Raw genomic sequence first — 17,662 nt, forward strand, 5'->3', positions numbered from 1 at the left:
GAAACGAACACTCCCGAACGGTCCAGGCTATCCAGAGGCGATCGAAACACCAAACCCGGCGAGAGAATGACAGCTCGTTCTATGAAATTTTGCAGTTTGCGCACATTGCCAGGCCAGTTGTGTTCCACCAAGGCTGACATCGTATGTTCCGGAATTGTCTCTATATATGACTGAGAACAAAGCTACGATAATCCAAAAACGTGGTGCGATAGCCGGTAGATTGTGTAAGCTTTTGCTTGCGGAGTTGTGATTTCCTGTCAATCCTCTTGCGCGCTGCATTTCTGCCCCTCGTTAAGACGAATCGGCTTCGCTCACTGTCAGATATTGCGACATTTGGAGGAATATGAAACCTTCCCGTTGCACGTCCTCCATCAAAAAGCATCGATCGAATAGACTTCTCATTTTCATGAGCGTCCTTCTCTCTGCCTGCAGTTCGAATAGGATGCCTCCTAAGCCAAGCGTTCAAATCACGCTAGTCCCATCCGCTAATCCTGGAGGTCCGGTACAACTGGATTTTATTGAAGGACGGGCAAGCGGTGTGAAACCCGGTCAACAGATCGTACTTTACGCACGCAGTGATATTTGGTGGATTCAGCCTTTTGCGAATCAGCCGTTTACGAAAATTCAACCCGATTCGACATGGAGAAACTCGACCCATCTCGGCACCGATTATGCAGCGATCTTAGTTGAGCCCGGCTTTCACCCTGCAACCAAGGTTGCGACTTTGCCCGCACAAGGCAACGGCGTGGTCGCAATCGCTACTTCAAAGGGCATGCCTGCGGCACCGATTGTTTCTAAGGTCATCCACTTTAGTGGATATGACTGGAGCGTGCGTAACACGGCGAGTGACCGAGGAGGGCAACCCAACTCTTACGATCCATCGAATGTGTGGACCGATAAGAACGGTTTCCTGCATCTTCGCATGGAGGAGCATGATGGCCTATGGACATGTGCCGAGGTGAGTCTGACTCGCAGTCTGGGTTATGGCTCATACATCTTTGTCGTTCAAGATACCGGTCATTTTGGGCCATCTGCGGCTCTGGGGTTGTACACAAATGATGACTTTCGAACGGATGACCTTCCTGGAGAACTTGACATCGAATTGAGCCGCTGGGGTATTGCAGACAGCAATAATGCGCAATATGTTGTCCAACCTTTTTATGTCCCTGAAAACGTCTCTCGATTCACGGCCCCGGCCGGAGTGCTGACGCACATATTACGTTGGGAGTCCGGACGTGCTTCCTTTAAGACTGTCCGTGGATCGGGGATAGGCTCCGGAGCCGCGACCATTAGTGAACATATCTTTACCTCGGGGGTTCCGACTCCTGCCAAGGAAACGGTTCACATGGGCTTGTACAGTTATCGACCTACGAAGAGCTCTTCTCAGCAACCGATCGAGGTTGTGATTGAAAAATTCGAATTCCTACCGTGAAACCGTGATGCAGAGGCATCGGCTACGCAAGGGACTCATACAGGGGATCGTGCTCTTATGTCTTGTGAATACTGCTTTTGGATTAGACCCTAGCCGGAGACTCTCACAATACGTACATGACAAGTGGGGTGAGGATAAAGGATTTATTGGAGGAAGGATTTACGCCATTCGCCAATCGGCCGATGGTTATTTGTGGATTGGAACCGAAAGAGGTCTGGTTCGATTCGACGGATCGAATTTCATTCTGATCCAGCGACCTCTTCCGGATTCGCCTCCGATTGGTCCCGTGCGCGGCCTCGTTACCGATGCCAGCGGGAATCTCTGGATTCGTCTCGAAGGTCCCCGCATGCTGCTTTATCATGATGGGAAATTTGAGGATCCATACAGTCGATTCGATCTTCAGGGCATCACGTTTACAGCGATCGCTTCCGACGACAGGGGTCGCGTCATTCTCTCCGGACTCGGGGACCGGACAGTCCGATTTGAGGGAGGACGCCTGGAGACCATAGTCGGTGCAGAGCAAAATCCCGGTACTGTCATCTCCCTGGCTGCGACGCGAGACCAGAGTATATGGCTCGGCACACAAGACAACGGTCTCTTTCGTCTGAGCCAGAATCGCATTTCCGCAGCTGCCGAGGAGCTCAAGGGTTCGAAGATCAATGCCCTTCTACCCGCAGACACCGGCGGCCTATGGATTGGAACCGACAACGGCATTCATTTGTGGGAGGGCGGCGTACTGGCCACCCTTAAATTAACTTCTTCGCTGAAGCAACTACAGATTCTGGCGATGGCCAGAGATCGTGACTTAAACATCTGGATTGGAACGAACCATGGCATCGTGCGCGTTACTCCATCCGGCGCTGTTTCGCTCAACCCTAAGCCTGGGTTCGAAGTAACAGCAATCTATGAAGATCTCGACGGAGATATTTGGTTTGGGGGTTCTCGAGGAGTCGAGCGACTGCGAAATGGAATGTTTACAACCTATTCGGCTTCTGACGGTCTTCCGACAACCGGCATTGGCTCAGTCTACCCCGACTCCACGGGTCGGATCTGGTTTGCGCCGCTCTCCGGTGGCCTCTATTGGATGAAGGAAGGGCAAGTCGGTCATATAGCTGTTGATGGACTGGAACATGATGTTGTGTATTCCATTAGCGGTGGTGACGGTGAAGTCTGCGTCGGTCGGCAACATGGCGGTCTCACCTTGCTGACCGACAAGGGGGATTCATTTGCGGCCCATACCTATACACAGGCGGATGGCCTGGCGCAGAACAGCGTTTATTCCGTGCACCGTGATCGCGATGGGACGATCTGGGCTGGGACTGTAAGCGCTGGCGTAAGCAGATTGAATGGCGGGAAATTTACCAATTATTCGGACTCCAGTGGACTCCCCTCAAATGCTGTCAATTCCATAGTCGAAGGCTTCGATGGGACAACATGGTTGGCTACCCCCAGCGGTTTAGCTTCGTACGCAAATCGGCATTGGACGATTTACACGGCTAACGACGGCCTACCATCGTCAGTAGTAAGAACAATCTTTGAAGACACAAAGCACGTGGTGTGGATCGTAACTCCCGGCGGTCTGGCGTACATATCCTCCGGAAAGATCAAAGTTCCAGCGAGGTTGCCTGAAGCGTTACGGGAGCAGATCTTCGGAGTTGCGGAAGACGGGATGGGTTCTCTATGGTTCACCACCTCGGATCACGTACTTCGCGTCAACAGGGACGGGCTTTTGAGCGGACTGCTCTCTGATACCGATGTGCAAAGCTATGGAATCGACGACGGCCTCCAAGGGGTGGAAGGCGTGAGTCGGGACCGCACCGTAGTTGCTGATCCTGAAGGACGCATCTGGATCTCACTTAAGTCGGGATTGTCCATGGCCGATCCCATCGTCATCTCCAGAAGTTCGATCCCGGTCGCAGTGCGAATCGAATCTATGTCCGTTGGAGGCAATCGGGTTAATGCGCAGAACCCCATCAAGATTCCCTCTGGAATTCAGAGCATTACCTTGAATTACAACAATATTAACTTGGCTGCACGAGAACGCATCCGTTTTCGCTACAAGCTCGATGGTTCCGATCAAGGCTGGAGCGATATCGTTGCGTCAAGGCAGGTTGTCTATAAAAACCTGGGCCCTGGAACCTATCTCTTTCGCATTGTTGCCTCCAACAGTGTCGGACTTTGGAATGGTCCGGAGGCTTCTGTCCCTTTCGTGATTGAACCTGCGTTCTGGCAAACGTGGTGGTTTCGAGTGGCTTGTCTTGCAGTGTGTTGCTTGACGATCCTCGCCATTTATCGCTTGCGCATTCACCAATTGACGAAACGATTGAATGTTGGCTTCCAAGAGCGGCTCGCCGAGCGTACACGCATTGCGCAGGAATTGCATGACACGCTGCTGCAAGGTGTTCTGAGCGCCTCTCTCCAGCTTGATGTAGCGGAAGACCAACTCCCGGAGGACTCTCCCACTAAACCTCTCTTGAGACGGGTCCTGCAATTGATGAGTACAGTCACTGAAGAAGGTAGAAATGCGCTGCGCGGGTTGCGCACCACGGATTCGGGCAACCAAAACCTTGAGACCGCCTTCTCGCGACTGCGACAGGAATTACCCCTCGATGACAAAACTGATTTCCGCGTTATCGCGGATAGTGTTACGCGTCCATTGCGGCCGCTGATCCGAGATGAAGTCTATCGCATTGGCCGCGAGGCTTTATTGAATGCATTTATGCATGCACAGGCGAACCGTATCGAAGTCGAAGTGGAATATGCGAGCAGACATCTTAAAGTGTTGGTGCGAGACGATGGCCGTGGAATCGACCCTCAAGTGCTGCATTCAGGCCGTGAGGGGCACTGGGGACTCGTCGGCATCCGAGAGCGCTCCGAAAGAATTGGCGCTAATCTAAGACTTCGAAGCCGCATTGGCGCGGGAACTGAAATAGAGTTAACGGTTCCCGGCACGATCGCATTCCAAAAAGGTTCGAATGGCCCGATAGTGCAGTGGTTTCGTTGGCTCAGCCGGGAGAGGCTAGAGACACCGGAGCATGACAAAGCGAAGCGAGTACATAAATGAGCACTACCCCAAGGATTCGAGTCTTCTGCGTTGACGACCATCCTCTAATGAGAGAAGGCATTGCGGCCGTCATCAGGAATGAATCCGACATGCAATTGGTTGGAGAGGCATCAACTGGATACGAAGCCATTCAAGGATTTCGTGAACATCAGCCCGACGTGATACTCATGGATGTCCGGATGCCGGATATGGGGGGCATCGACGCATTGCTTGCCATTCGCACAGAGTCTGCAGATGCCCGGGTGATCATGCTAACGACGTTTGAAGGAGACGCCGAGATTCAGCGCGCGCTAGCGGCGGGAGCGCAAGGTTACATGCTCAAAAGCATGCCCCGAAAGCAACTCGTTGATATGATCCGCAAAGTGCACGCCGGGAAGAAACAAATCCCCCCCGAGGTCGCAGTTCAGCTCATCGAGCATATTGGGGATGAAACGTTGAGCAAGCGAGAGGTTGAGATCCTTCAGAAGGTCGCAGGGGGAAATCGCAACAGCGACATCGCAGCGCTCCTTTTCATTTCTGAAGAAACGGTGAAGGGACATATCAAGCACATCATGGAAAAACTTGGCGCAAACGACCGCACCGAGGCCGTCGCTGTCGGAATTAGGCGCGGGATCATACATCTCTAGTTTTACCCACACTTCCGAGTGCCCTGGAATTTCCAAGTGGTACAGATAAAGCACTCCTTCTGGGGGTTCAATTCGCAGAGAAAGAAGCTAGCCTCCTATTGGCGCATCTTTGTGCCTGAGGAGGCACCGGATGCAAAGGCTCTTTTCCAGCTTCCCTGAGGGTTGGCCAGGCATCGGCCTCATCTTTCTGCGGCTTACCGTTGCCGTCAATGCAATCGTTTGCGCAATTGACGCGTTCGCTGGACCCAACAGTCATGCGATTTGCGCTTGGGTCATTGGATCGCTCGCAATGGCTGTTGGAGCGGCAATTTTCGTCGGCTTCCTCACACCCGCTGCAAGTGCAGTGGCAACGATTAGTTATCTCCTGATAGGCGTTTCGCCGTCTTTGATGACTGAAGCGAACAACCACATCAGTGCGCTAACTGCATTCAATCTGGCTGCGATATCTGGCGCGCTTGTCTTACTTGGCCCGGGAGCTTTTTCATTTGATGCGCATCTCTTCGGTCGTCGCGAAATCATCATCCCTGATCGCCGCGTTTGACTCGTCGATGATCCTCAGGAAATTTCCGAACTTCATCGAGATTGAACGCAACCAGTGGTCCCCATGCCTAGGAATCAAATCCCTAAATAGTGGTATCCGATACCCATCCGTCGCCAGCGTTGAAAATACCTTCCTTCGCGGGATGCAATCGTCCGAGTCTTCCTTCATAGTCACTTTAGCAGTATCGAGCACGGAAGACGAATCAGAGAATTGCGAATCGTCGGTTCTCTGAATCGGATGAAGCTTCAATTGGAGGTTCAGTTTTCGTGATGTTCCATTTGGATTATCTTTCTTGTCTCTTCACCATCCTAGCGACAATACTGCTCGCGCGAAAATCTTGGATCGGATTCCCCGTCGCAATAGCCAACAGCTTGATCGTCTGTGTAATTGCATTGCGAACATCACAGCTTGGCTTTAATTCCGCGAAGCTGTTTTGCATTGGCGTATTCGCGTTCAGCGTGCGGTCGTGGCTCAAGGAACGAACCAATCCAAGTCGAGATCAGGCGCAGCGACAGAGATCGCTAGTCGTACCTACACCTAAGGGTGCGCCTCAAAAACAGCTGCCATCGTCACACTGCAGATCATCAATCCTAAAGTTAACGTCTACAACTAAGATTGGGCTTCCGGAGGAACACAATGCGTGCTGACTTAACATTTATGGCTCTCGGCTATGAACCGAATCGCTATTTACTCGCTCGGCTGATAGCGAAGGCAACCCGCAAACTGCATCGCCCTAACACCCGGGTGCAGGATACGATGAACGACGTGTTCGAGCGGTTCGGCTGCTCAAAACCAAGAGCAGACCGCGGTGCTGCGGAGGCGGCCAGCAGTTCGGAAGGCCATGCTGCATGACGCCCCCGCAGTTAATTAGATTTCAGCCCTCCCCCTTACGAAGCTAGGAGTAACAACCATGGCAACTTCATTCACATCTGTATCATTTGCCCCATCACCGAAAAGCGCATCATGGTGCTTCTTACTGCTCGAGCATCTGGATGAGTTCGCGATGCTGGCATGGTATCTCGTAGCAGATGGCAAGCTCGTCGAAGATACATTCGCGCGCACGATAGTGAAGCTCGATATGACTGCATTTGAATCTTCCATGCCAACACTCACTTACAGTCAGGCTCGAGACGTTCTCATCACCCAATCGATTGCTGTACTGTCAGACGCGCGAAGAGAGGAAGATGAGAACCAGTTTTTTCAGCCGAGTTCGACTGGTAGCTTGCCCGATCTCCCCCGCCTGGCATTCATACTGAGATTGATCATCCGTTCGTCTGAAACAGAAGTTGCGAAGTTTCTCGGTGTATCTCCATCTGAGGTGCAAGGGCTTGTCATGGATGAGATTGACCGTCTTAGCTCAGTTCCGCCTCTCTCCGTATCGGCAGTTTGTTATGACGCATAGGTGGCCTTTAGTTTCGGACGCACCATGAATAGGTACAAAGATCTGCGAATTTCATGGCGGCCCAGCCATGGGTGCGATTGCAAGAGTGCTTGTAGCCGATCGTCCTGCTGAGCTGGCCACCGTATAGCACGATTGCAGGTATTCGACGCAGTCAACAATTTCAAAGAAGTGAAAGAAAAGACAGATAGAACCATCAACTCCTGGTCTCGAACGATGGTATGCCGCACGAGCCGGGAACCACACCCTCGAAGTCGCAGGCGCCAGTCATTCGATCTATGTCTCCAAATCACAAGGAGAAACGGTGAGTACACACCCTGGGAAAACAGAGAGTTCAGGCCGAGGCAATATCCTTATGTTTGATAAGTGCGTTGATCTGGATCTGCGAAAGGAGCCGCAGCGGCCTGCGTCACGTCAACTAATAGAGACAGAGAGGATGTCGACAATCGGCAGGATGGCATGCTCGATATCCCACGATATGCGCCACTCGCTCACGGCCATCTATGCGAACGCCGAGTTCCTCGAGCGCGACGATATATGTGCGTGCGTACGGGCTGAGCTGCTGCTCGAAATTCAAGAAGCGGTGCTCGCGATGACAGAGCGTATTGAATCATTGCTGCAATTCGGTAGTAGCGGACGGAAAAGCCCGCTTGTCCGTGTACGTGTTTCCCAGGTTGTTGAGAAAGCCGTTGCGGCAGTGAAGTTTCATCCAGACGGGCGGAACGTGTCCATCATAGTCGGCAAGTTCCCGCCGACGGAAGCAGACATCGATGCGAGGAACCTTGAAAGTGCCATATACAACTTGCTGCTCAATGCCTGCCAAGCTGCGGCATGCTCGACTCACGTGCCTGAGGTGAAGGTCCATTTTACGGAAGTCGATGAACGGATCTACCTCACAATTCTAGACAATGGCCCTGGCATACCTGTCTCGGTCCGAAGGACGTTGTTCGATCCGTTCGTGACGGCAGGAAAACCCAACGGAACAGGCTTGGGACTCACCTTTGCTCGTCGAATAGCTGAAGAACACGGCGGTAGCGTCTGCCTCGAAGAATCGAATCGAGAGAGAACGGTATTCACACTGAGTCTTACGAAGAATAGATTGTTACCTTTAAATGATCTGATTGCCGTAGCGCCTGCTCTCTCCGATGAGAGGATCGTCGGTTCCTTCCGGGGAATAGAGTCTGGCATCGACGAACTCGACGGGATGGTTACCTCGCCCTCAAGCGGTGAACACGGGTACAAATCGGAGGCTGTTATCTGCGGAGAGGAATAGCTCCCGGCTGATCCAAAGGAAGAACGTCTTGATCAACTCAATACCGGACTCTGATTACGGTTGAGAATGAATTGGCAGCGGCGGCCTCGGCATCACGGCCGAACCAAGGTCCTCGAGGTAGCGTGGCCGAGGACATTATTGTACCGAGTTTCGCGCCTACGAAGACGCGAAGAGAACAGTGCTTTAGGTGGCCCTTCCGTCTCATTGATGTCGGCATTGAGATCGAAACAGGCCTGTTGTTCGACAGTGTTTGAGGTCATCGCTCGTCACCTACATTGCGTTCACCATGTTATTTTCGGGCGATAACACAGTGTGTGTCCGGACCGCTCAACAAAGTCGCGGGCTAACTTCGAGGAGGACTTTCCCTCCACGGAGCGTGTGCGCTACAGCTTCCTTGATGGCCGACAGTGGATAGATTGCAGCGATCGGAGCGTGAAAGCGGCCCGCGGCTATTAGCGCTGACGTCTTGGTGGAACGACATTCGCGTTTTGTCATCCTGGTTAAAACGCAGAGCAAAGATACAGCAACCGTCGTCGCCGCGCTGAGCCGGCAGGTTCGTGAACTCCCCGCGTCTTTGCGGCGCTCGCTGACCTGGGACCGCGGACTGGAGATGGCCAAACACAAAAGCTTCACCATAGCTACGAAGGTGAACGTCTACTTTTGCGATCCGCAGAGCCCCTGGCAGCGCGGTACAAACGAAACATCAACGGGCTACTGCGACAGTACTTCCTCAAGAAAACCTACTTGTCCGGCTACTTCCAGGCCCACCTCGACAAAGTGGCACTGCAACTCAATCAACGCCCGAGGAAAACTTTGGGCTTTGAAGCTCCTGCTAGTAAACTCCAAGCCAGCGTTGCATCGACCCGTTGAGATCGCCAGACTTTGCGGGAACTTCGGGCAGGTAGCTTTGGAAGACGCCGTTTTTCAAGCACCAGGAAGGAACGTATGGACACGTTAAGAGCTCAACGTTGGCTGAACGCCGCCGCAGCGACAGCATCGTGTGGGCTTTCGGGGGGCCCAAAGTAGCTGGGTCTGAGTTGGCCGTGCGCGATGATTACGCTCTCCAGGACGACGGCAGGGTCTACCGCCCAAATATGCAGCGTATGCTCGCCGGGCTCCGAGATCGGGAGTGGGACCTCGACATTTCTGGCGTCGTCGCTGACAGCAATGTCCCAGTCAAGATTGGTGTTGTGCTCCAGGGTGTCGATCACTTGGCGCGGTCCATCGTCGAAGGAGATGGCCACGCGAAGCCCGCGACCCGGAACGAAGTTCAGGGTCGGGGCTAAACGCAAGTGCAGCGTGAGGTCTTTCGTGTCATATAGGTACACGCTGTAGCTCAGGCTCGCGGGTGAGTGGATATCACTCGACGCATCGACAGGAAATACAGTCATAGCGGACTTGCCCTCGCCGTAAGCTGGCAGATCTACCCAGTGCGCTTCCGCGGAGTTGAGAGCTCCGCCAGTGCGCGCGGATGTGTCGGCTGCTTCTATGGCCACGACGTTGTCCTGCTCGACGAAGCCTTTGAAGTCATCGGGCGGCGGCTGACCGGAAGCCTGGACCAGTTGAGCGTTGTGCAGGAATCCGAGTAAACGGCTGGAAGGTTCGTTCGGAGTGATGTGCAATTCGTGACCCCCCGGCTGAAGCTCAGTGACAGCGGGCATGGCGTTGGCGGGAGGCTCGTTCCAGTACGTGTAGCCGATGTGGGTTTGATCCATCATGTGGTCCCACTTTCCACCCAGGAGTTGATGGTTGTATTCGTCGGTTAGCTGCTTGTCCAAAGTGAAGCGACGCTCTACCTCGGACTTGTACTCGTTGGTCTTCATATCGCCCAGGCGTGAGCTGAAGGCATTGCGGCCGGCAGCGATGTACATGAGCGCGACATTGCCGCTGGCATCCACCGGGTATTTGACCAATTCGAAAAAGCTTGCCTGTTCGTCGGCGGGCAGTTCCTTCGCGAGAGCGTCGGTTCGCTGGATCAGACCATTCCACTCGGCCGCCACACGATCGGCCTCGTTGTAGTTCGTGATGGAGAATGTGTTCGGATCCAGTAGTTCGGGTTTACGGGCGCTGTTCAGGCGAGTGTATCCCTCGACGATGGAAGCAATATCCTCGGCATGATCTGAACCAAATTCGCGCTTAGCCCAATCCACGGTAAATTGATGCAGGTTGTCCTGATTCCAGCGTGCCGGTGTGCGGGCATAGTCGAGAAAGAACTCGATGGGGAATTCCATCGGTTTCAGATCCCCGACATTCACAATCCAGATGCGATCCGCACCGTAGGTTAGCGCGATGTGCATCTGCTCCCAGATCTTGGGAACATAGTTGGTGTTAAGCCATTTGTAGGAGCGAGGCCCTCCCACATAATCGAAGTGATAGTAGATACCGGTCCCACCCGAACGCTTTCTCTCCTCTGACGTTGGGACACGGCGCAGGTCGCCCCAGTTATCGTCCGACCAGAGCAGGGTTACATCGTCGGGCACCCGCATGCCTTTCTCGTAGTAATCCTGCACCTCCTTATACAGTGCCCAGAGCTGGGGGACCTTTGTGATATCCGAATTCACTGTCTCTTTCAGGATCTCGCGCTGTTTGGTGACGATGGTTTCGAGCTGCTGACTGCCCGCCGCGGCGGACATCGGAGTGTCGCCCAAACCACGCATCCCGACGGTCACGATCTGCTCATAGTTCTTATTGCGGATCATTCCCTCGCGCCAATATTCGTCAATCTGTTTTGAATTGGTTGAATAGTTCCAGGGACCATGATTCGGATTCTGAGTCCATTCTTTCTCGGCGCGCATCATCGGTTCTTCATGCGATGTACCCATCACGATGCCATATTCATCCGCGAGCCGAGTGTTCTCGGGATCATCCGTAGCGAAGGCGTTGTTCCACATCGCCGGCCAAAGGAAATTCGCCTTGAGCCTCAGTAGAAGCTCAAACACCTTCGTGTAAAACTTGGAATTCATCCCGCCGAACTTTTCACTTGTCCACCCGGACAGCGCAGGCGCCTCGTCATTGAGGAAGATGCCGCGGTATTTCACCGCAGGCTCAGGTTGCAGGTGTCTACCGGGATTGACGATCAAGGTGTCGTGGTGCGGAATGCGGACGTCTGCCCACCAATACCAGGGCGAAACCCCGATTTGTTCGGAGAGATCATACGTGGCGTAGATGGTGCCGCGCTTGTCTGCTCCAGCGAGAACGAGCGCGCGGCTTATACCGGGAAATGGATTCCCTACGATAGTGGTTACTGCAGATTCCCAGTGGCCCGCAACGCCGGAGGCGTCCAGCTTGTGGCGGCGAATGAGATCGTCGATCAACGGGCTATGGCCGATAGTGCCCAGGATGATCGGGGTGGTCTTACCCGCATCGCCCACCGCGTTGAGAACGACCGGAGTTTCTCCTGAAACGCGTTGAATATCGTCGCGAAGGTCCCCCGCAACCCGCACCACGCCAGGCCAGTCGTCCTTGCTGACTAGAATCGGTGTCGCTTTCCCATGGCTGACAATCGGAAAACCTGGAGAGTTGGCAGTGAATGCGACATACGGCTGCTCCCCGATGCTCTGGGTACGGCTCACACCCACAAAGAACATAAAGAAGATAAAAAGCGCTTCCAACCTAACAACTTGCTTCACTCCGAGTACACCCCTAATGTCCGGATGAGAAAGAACAAACACTCATCTCATATGCCCACTCCAAACCCATTAGAAATCTAGTCGCGAGCTATAACCAAGGCGTGTGTCATCGGACCATTTGTCCACGCCCACCAAGAATACGGCTATGGACGGAAAGTTTTGGAGCTGAGAATACGGCTGGTCGGACAAATACTAGAAATCCCCCCGATAACCAGGGAATCGGGGAGATTCGCACTCCAGGCTGCGCTGTTCCTGGTTGGTGCGTAGAACATGAGGTGAGGGCCATTGTGGCCGTCGTTATCGGTAAGATAGGACGGATTCGCCACCATGTAGGACACGGCACCCGGCTCAAGAGCGGGCAATTCTTTCCTCTCGAATGCCGCCTTGATTGTGGCGATGACTCGACCTTGGAATGGCCGGCCAGGATTCATTCGGTGCGTTTGTAGGCATACGGAGGGCGTCTGGAGCGGCGCGGCGGCCAAGGGCGGTTTCCGCGTTGCAATGCATGGTCACAGCGAGTGGTTCCTTAGCAAGTCGCTTATAATGAACGATATATGCGGCCTTGAGCTCTCGCGGTCCGTCATCTCGTTAGGTGCAACGTCGCCGTAAATATTCATCGTGGTTCTGATGTGGCACATCACCTTCTGTTGCACGGCTACGGTGGTGCCCAGGCGGCCAGCCACAAGCGGAAGGTGTGTGTCCCAAGGTGGCAGCAACCGTGGCCCGCTCAAGCTCACAGCAGCCCCCGTATATGAGCGGGGAAGCCTGCCTGGCCTGATGGGGATTGCGATTATCCAGTCATTGGCCCCAAGAACGTGGCGCGGTGCTTTGTCGATTTCGGGCTTTGGAGCAATTCCGGTGTGAGTCGAAAATCCGTGCGGAACCTTCGGTATTAACATCGACTACACGTTGATATACCACGCCACGTCGAATGCTCAACCGAGACCCCAATTGATCTATTCGTACCCTTTTTACGTGTCATGCCCTCTGGATCTCGTGTAGAAAGAGTGACAAAGTGTGGACAAGGCGGTGACAAGCGCGCGTTCAACCGTCCGTAGACTTTGATGGACAACGAAAATTTCCAATCAAAAGGTATACGTGAAGCATTCCAATCATCTCGCTAAGTTTTCAATATGTTTTCTACTGCTGATGGGAACTGTTCTTGGCCAGACACCCGGCACAGGCGCAATCTCAGGTCTTGTGTACGACCCGGCAGGCCGAGTCGTACAAAATGCTGAGATTCTGGTTTCGAATGAGGCAACGCACGCGGCTCGGAAGGTAACGACAACCGCCGAGGGGTTCTACCGCGTGCAGCTGCTACAGCCAGGCTACTACTCAGTCATGGTGACGTCTGTTGGGTTTGCACCTCATACTTCGCGAGCAATTGAGGTCACAGTGAGCGAGACGACGTCGCTGAACGTGTCCCTGACGATTGCTACGGCGAGTGCGAGCGTGCAGGTTGCGAACGATGCGGAGGTGGCTGAGCTGGAGAGCTCAACACTCGGCGGCCTGGTCAACGAAACCGCTATACAGGGACTGCCGCTTTCCAATCGCAATTTCACGCAGATTCTCGGGTTGTCGCCAGGCGTGGTTGTAGACCTGCCGAACGCGACACTGATGGGAACCGGATCGCAGAATGTTGCATCGGATGGCGCGACTCCGACGGCGAACAATTTTCAATTCAATGGTGTGGATGCCAACAACCTTGTGGAGAACTCGTTTGCCATTGCGAACACCTCAGAAGTTGGCGTGGCGATTCCTGCACCAGATGTGATCGAGGAGTTTCAAGTACAAACCGCAAACTTCGACGCTGCGTACGGGCGCGGCACCGGGGCGAATGTCGATATGGTGAGCAAGAGCGGCTCCGATCGATTCCACGGCAGCGCCTGGGAGTTTGTACGCAACAACATCTTCAATGCGAATGACTTCTTCCTGAAGCAGGCTGGACAGCCCAGATCGGAGCTGAAGCACAATCAGTTTGGAGGGACGGTTGGTGGCCCCATCGTACGAGACAAGACATTTTTCTTCGTTGGCTACGAAGGCTTGACCGAAGTCAATGGCCTGAGCCCAGGGTCGAAGGTAACGGCTATCTACCCGCTTCTCACCTCTGATAGGTCGGCGGCGGCACTGGGTGCTTTGTTCTGTCCCGCAGACCATTTGAATGACATGGGGCAACCCGCATCGGGTTATCTGACACTAGCCGGTGGTACGCAGGTTGCGTGCGATGGATCGAATATTAATCCGGTAGCGCTTGCGGTCCTGAACGCGAAGCTTCCCAGTGGGCAATTGGCTGTACCGAACCCCCAGATAGCATTGCCGAATACGGGCCCGGATGCTTCGGACCAACTGCCTATGGGGCAGTCGACGTTTTCTATTCCGGGGCGCTTCCGTGAGGATCAGTTTTCGATCAACGGCGATCAGATGCTGAGCCAGAAGAACACGCTGGCCGGACGCTTTTTCTATTCACGTGCGACCCAGTCACAGGCGTTTGAACCGAATTCTGCGGATGTTCCGGGTTGGGGTGGACAGCAACTGGCACGTAACACAATGTTTGTGCTGGCGGATACCCACGTCTTCAACTCGAATTTATTGAATATCGCGCGATTTGGTTACATGCGCTTCGATGGTACTTCGAGCATCGTGAACCCGCTTACTGCGGAAGCCATTGGAATTGATACGCCGACGGGTATGGTGGGGCCCGATTCCAACGCCCCAGGCATCTGGGCTGGCGGACTGATGATTGGCGACGCCGGCACGCCCTCGCAGTGGCAGGTTACAAATTCCTTCATCTACCAGGACACCTTTTCATGGACGCGTGGCCGGCATAACGCACGATTTGGTGTGGAAGTGAAGCGGCACGAAGTGGACGAAGACCAGCCGGTGGAGACGGATGGGTTACTGCAGATTGCGACCTTCAGCGATTTTCTGGTTGGACAGAGCGCAGAGCAGAATGGCAGCCCTTCAGGACTGAGCAATGTGACGAGCTCTACGGCCGGTGGAGGCATCTTCCGCAGAAACGAACGTTATACAGATTTTGGCGGCTTTGCGCAGGACGATATCAAGCTCACAAGGCGGCTGACGATTAATGCAGGCTTGCGTTACGAGATCTTCAGCGCTCCGATAGAAACAGACGGACGGCTAGCAAACTTCAATGCGAATATTGCCTCTACGGGGCTAGTCCCAGAAGCGGGCACTTTCAGCGGATTTACTATGCCGGCGAACTTTACAGGAGCGGTGCCTGCGGGTGTGGAGAAGACATCGTTCTCGGGACTTTATAAGACACCGCTTGGAGACGTCTCGCCTCGATTTGGATTTGTGTGGCAGATGACGGACAAGCCGGTGCTGGTAGTCCGTGGAGGAGTTGGCCTGTACTATGACGAGCACTCAGGCAATCTTGCGGAACAGACTCTGACGCAGCCGCCATTTGCGTCGTTACAGATTCTTTCAGGAAGCCAGAGTGCGGCGGCTACGTTGCAGAATCCATTTGTTCCTCACGTGCTGCCCAACTCCAGCTATCCCGTTTTCACGCCCCGCACACCAACGTCGACCCCGTTTATCGAGGGAACGAACCCGAACATGCTCGATGGCAGAACCACCGAGTACAACCTGAATGTGCAGTACGCGTTGGGACACAGTTACGTGCTTCAAGTGGGATATGTGGGGACGAATTCGAACCACCGATCGGGGCAGATTGAGTTCGATCAAGCTTCTCTGGCCAGTCCCGAGAACCCGGTGAACGGCCAGACGAACAACTCCATTGCGAATGCCGCACTGCGTATGCCGATTCAAGGCGTGAGTGAGGGCTCGTTGTTTACGGACTCGGTCTTCGTCGCGAACTATAACGCATTGCAGGTGAGCGTCACCCGACACATGCAACATGGATTCCAGTTCCAGGGTAGCTATACGTGGTCGAAAAACCTGGACCAGGTAGCCAATGAGACTGGAACTGATGTCTTCGAACTCCAGTTACCAACGGACAATCAACGCAATCTTCTGACATCGTACGGTTTGGCTGGGGACGACCGCGACCAGCGGGTCGTGTTCAACTTCACGTGGCAGACCCCTAAGCTCCATAAAGGACCGACAGCCACCCGCTATCTGCTCAACGACTGGGTTTTTTCGGGGATTGGCGTATTCCAGTCGGGTATTCCTCTAAGCGTTTTCGACGGCAACGCAGGTTCCGTCTATGCACTGTTGGGAGGAGAGGTAAGAGCCGAGCGGACGGGTAGTAATCCATCGACACACGGGTCGTTGTTCTCCCGTGTGCAGAATACGTATCTCGACGCGACTGCATTTACGCGAGCTCCCGAGGCACCGAACGGGACGAGTCTTGCCGATCAGGACTTCGGCAACAGCGGCGTAGGTATTGTGCGCGGCCCAGGACAACACAATATAGACATGGCAATTGAACGCCGATTCCCGATCAAAGGCGGGAGCGCCTTCGTATTCCGAGCAGAGGCCTTTAACCTGACGAACACGCCCCAGTTCGCCAATCCGAATACAAGCCTGGGTTATACGGACGCCACACAGGTGAACCCAGTTGCCAGTTCTACTTTCGGGAAGATTACCTCGACATTAACCAATCCGCGCATTATCCAATTCGCGGCAAAGTATCAGTTCTAACTAGAGAGGATTGAGCGGGACGGAGCAGGCTTCTGCACCGTCCCGGTCGTTTCAACTGCAAATGACGATGATGACGATTCGAGAAATTGAAGCGGCGTGCGAGGCAAAGCAATCCCTGGATTTTTCCAGGCACGAGGTTGACGCTCCCGCGCTTTCGCTGAAGAAGATGTTTTACCCCTTTGGTTTTCCTGCCGAGGTGAGTACGAACTGCGCCGAGGTGTTAGAGATCATGGACGACCTCTGGGGGAAGTTCGAGGAACAGTACGACACGGAGCCTATCCTTGTGGACGTTCATGTGGTTGAGTGCAGCTCGATGGAGTGCCCGCCGATGCCGACCTACCGATTCATGACGCCGCTGCATATCGTGGTTGCGGATGGAGACAATTACTGTGTCAACGATCTGCAACGAAGCAGGTCGCAAATCACGATCTCACGAGCGGCACTCCAAAACAGGCTTTACGCAGGCTATTTTCTTCTAGGCACCCCAGCTACACACGTAGCGACGCGGTTCACGACGCCGGTGCACGCGGGATGCGTCGCGCTGGATGGGAGTGGGGTGCTGCTGTGCGGTGATTCGGGTGCGGGCAAGTCGACTCTCTCTTACGCGTGCGCTCGAGCTGGATGGACGTATATTACGGATGATGGAGCTTTCGTGATCAACGATCGAGAAGACCGCATGGTGACAGGCGATTGCCATCGTGTACGTTTTCGTCCGCCAACTGCGGAGTTGTTTCCGGAATTGAGGGGACTCGAGATCACGCCGCGCGCTACGGGAAAGCCTTCTATCGAGCTCCAGACAGCACCGATGTCGCATCTGCAGTGCGTGCAGAACGCGCAGGTGGATTACATCGTGTTTGTAAACAGGCACTCAGGCGGTCCGCAGGAGCTTAGGCCCTACCGCTTGGACGTGGCCAGGTACGCCATACAGCAGGTGTTTTATGGGATGCCGGAGATGCGTGAGAAGCACAACGAGACAATCGAGCGCTTACTCGAAGCCGAGATCTTTGAGCTTCGTTATACCGAGCTGGACTGGGGCATCGAGCGTTTGCAACGGTTGGTCCGGGAGGGAAGATAG

10 protein-coding genes and 1 pseudogene are annotated in these 17,662 nt (G+C 54.1%); 10 read left to right on the forward strand and 1 reads right to left on the reverse strand.

The window, feature by feature from the left end:
- Positions 1-442: 442 nt before the first annotated feature.
- The 8 genes and pseudogenes from GSQ80_RS18530 to GSQ80_RS18565 form a co-directional block, all read left to right on the forward strand.
- Positions 443-1,432: a glycoside hydrolase family 16 protein gene (locus tag GSQ80_RS18530; protein ID WP_254059756.1), complete on the forward strand. Its 990-nt coding sequence runs from the start codon at positions 443-445 to the stop codon at positions 1,430-1,432.
- Positions 1,407-4,496 carry a sensor histidine kinase gene (locus GSQ80_RS18535; protein WP_216850432.1) on the forward strand — a complete coding sequence of 1,030 codons (3,090 nt, stop codon included), beginning with the start codon at positions 1,407-1,409 and terminating at the stop codon, positions 4,494-4,496. The genes GSQ80_RS18530 and GSQ80_RS18535 overlap by 26 nt, the downstream gene beginning before the upstream one ends.
- A complete protein-coding gene (locus tag GSQ80_RS18540; protein WP_158789137.1) occupies positions 4,493-5,122 on the forward strand; it encodes a response regulator transcription factor in 630 nt (209 codons plus the stop codon). Before GSQ80_RS18535 ends, GSQ80_RS18540 begins: the two co-directional genes overlap by 4 nt.
- 289 nt (positions 5,123-5,411) lie before the next feature.
- On the forward strand, positions 5,412-5,663 hold the full coding sequence (locus tag GSQ80_RS23125; RefSeq protein ID WP_216850434.1) for a hypothetical protein: 252 nt from the start codon (positions 5,412-5,414) through the stop codon (positions 5,661-5,663).
- Positions 5,664-6,299: 636 nt separating this feature from the next.
- Entirely contained in the window at positions 6,300-6,515 is a 216-nt protein-coding gene (locus GSQ80_RS18550) for a DNA-directed RNA polymerase subunit omega (protein ID WP_158789139.1), read from the forward strand.
- A 58-nt stretch (positions 6,516-6,573) separates the two neighbouring features.
- On the forward strand, positions 6,574-7,065 hold the full coding sequence (locus GSQ80_RS18555; RefSeq protein WP_158789140.1) for a hypothetical protein: 492 nt from the start codon (positions 6,574-6,576) through the stop codon (positions 7,063-7,065).
- Between the two features lie 433 nt (positions 7,066-7,498).
- Positions 7,499-8,335: a PAS domain-containing sensor histidine kinase gene (locus GSQ80_RS18560; protein WP_254059757.1), complete on the forward strand. Its 837-nt coding sequence runs from the start codon at positions 7,499-7,501 to the stop codon at positions 8,333-8,335.
- A 466-nt stretch (positions 8,336-8,801) separates the two neighbouring features.
- A pseudogene (locus GSQ80_RS18565) lies at positions 8,802-9,205 on the forward strand (IS30 family transposase); the annotation flags it as partial.
- A gap of 92 nt (positions 9,206-9,297) precedes the next feature.
- Here the strand turns inward: GSQ80_RS18565 and GSQ80_RS18570 are convergent.
- Positions 9,298-11,946, reverse strand: a complete 2,649-nt coding sequence (locus GSQ80_RS18570) for a glycosyl hydrolase 115 family protein (RefSeq protein WP_158789142.1) — start codon at positions 11,944-11,946, stop codon at positions 9,298-9,300.
- Positions 11,947-13,113: 1,167 nt separating this feature from the next.
- Here GSQ80_RS18570 and GSQ80_RS18575 point away from each other — a divergent pair.
- Positions 13,114-16,587, forward strand: coding sequence for a TonB-dependent receptor (locus tag GSQ80_RS18575; RefSeq protein ID WP_158789143.1), 3,474 nt, complete (start codon positions 13,114-13,116; stop codon positions 16,585-16,587).
- 67 nt (positions 16,588-16,654) lie between these two features.
- On the forward strand, positions 16,655-17,662 hold the full coding sequence (locus GSQ80_RS18580; RefSeq protein ID WP_158789144.1) for an aldolase: 1,008 nt from the start codon (positions 16,655-16,657) through the stop codon (positions 17,660-17,662).

It is taken from the genome of Granulicella sp. L46, from assembly GCF_009765785.1.
GTDB lineage: Bacteria > Acidobacteriota > Terriglobia > Terriglobales > Acidobacteriaceae > Granulicella.

Coding starts and splice junctions, on each gene's coding strand:
- GSQ80_RS18530 (WP_254059756.1), top strand. CDS start 443: ATGCCTCCTAAGCCAAGCGTTCAAATCACGCTAGTCCCATCCGCTAAT.
- GSQ80_RS18550 (WP_158789139.1), top strand. CDS start 6,300: ATGCGTGCTGACTTAACATTTATGGCTCTCGGCTATGAACCGAATCGC.
- GSQ80_RS18540 (WP_158789137.1), top strand. CDS start 4,493: ATGAGCACTACCCCAAGGATTCGAGTCTTCTGCGTTGACGACCATCCT.
- GSQ80_RS18560 (WP_254059757.1), top strand. CDS start 7,499: ATGTCGACAATCGGCAGGATGGCATGCTCGATATCCCACGATATGCGC.
- GSQ80_RS18580 (WP_158789144.1), top strand. CDS start 16,655: ATGATGACGATTCGAGAAATTGAAGCGGCGTGCGAGGCAAAGCAATCC.
- GSQ80_RS18555 (WP_158789140.1), top strand. CDS start 6,574: ATGGCAACTTCATTCACATCTGTATCATTTGCCCCATCACCGAAAAGC.
- GSQ80_RS18575 (WP_158789143.1), top strand. CDS start 13,114: ATGGGAACTGTTCTTGGCCAGACACCCGGCACAGGCGCAATCTCAGGT.
- GSQ80_RS23125 (WP_216850434.1), top strand. CDS start 5,412: ATGGCTGTTGGAGCGGCAATTTTCGTCGGCTTCCTCACACCCGCTGCA.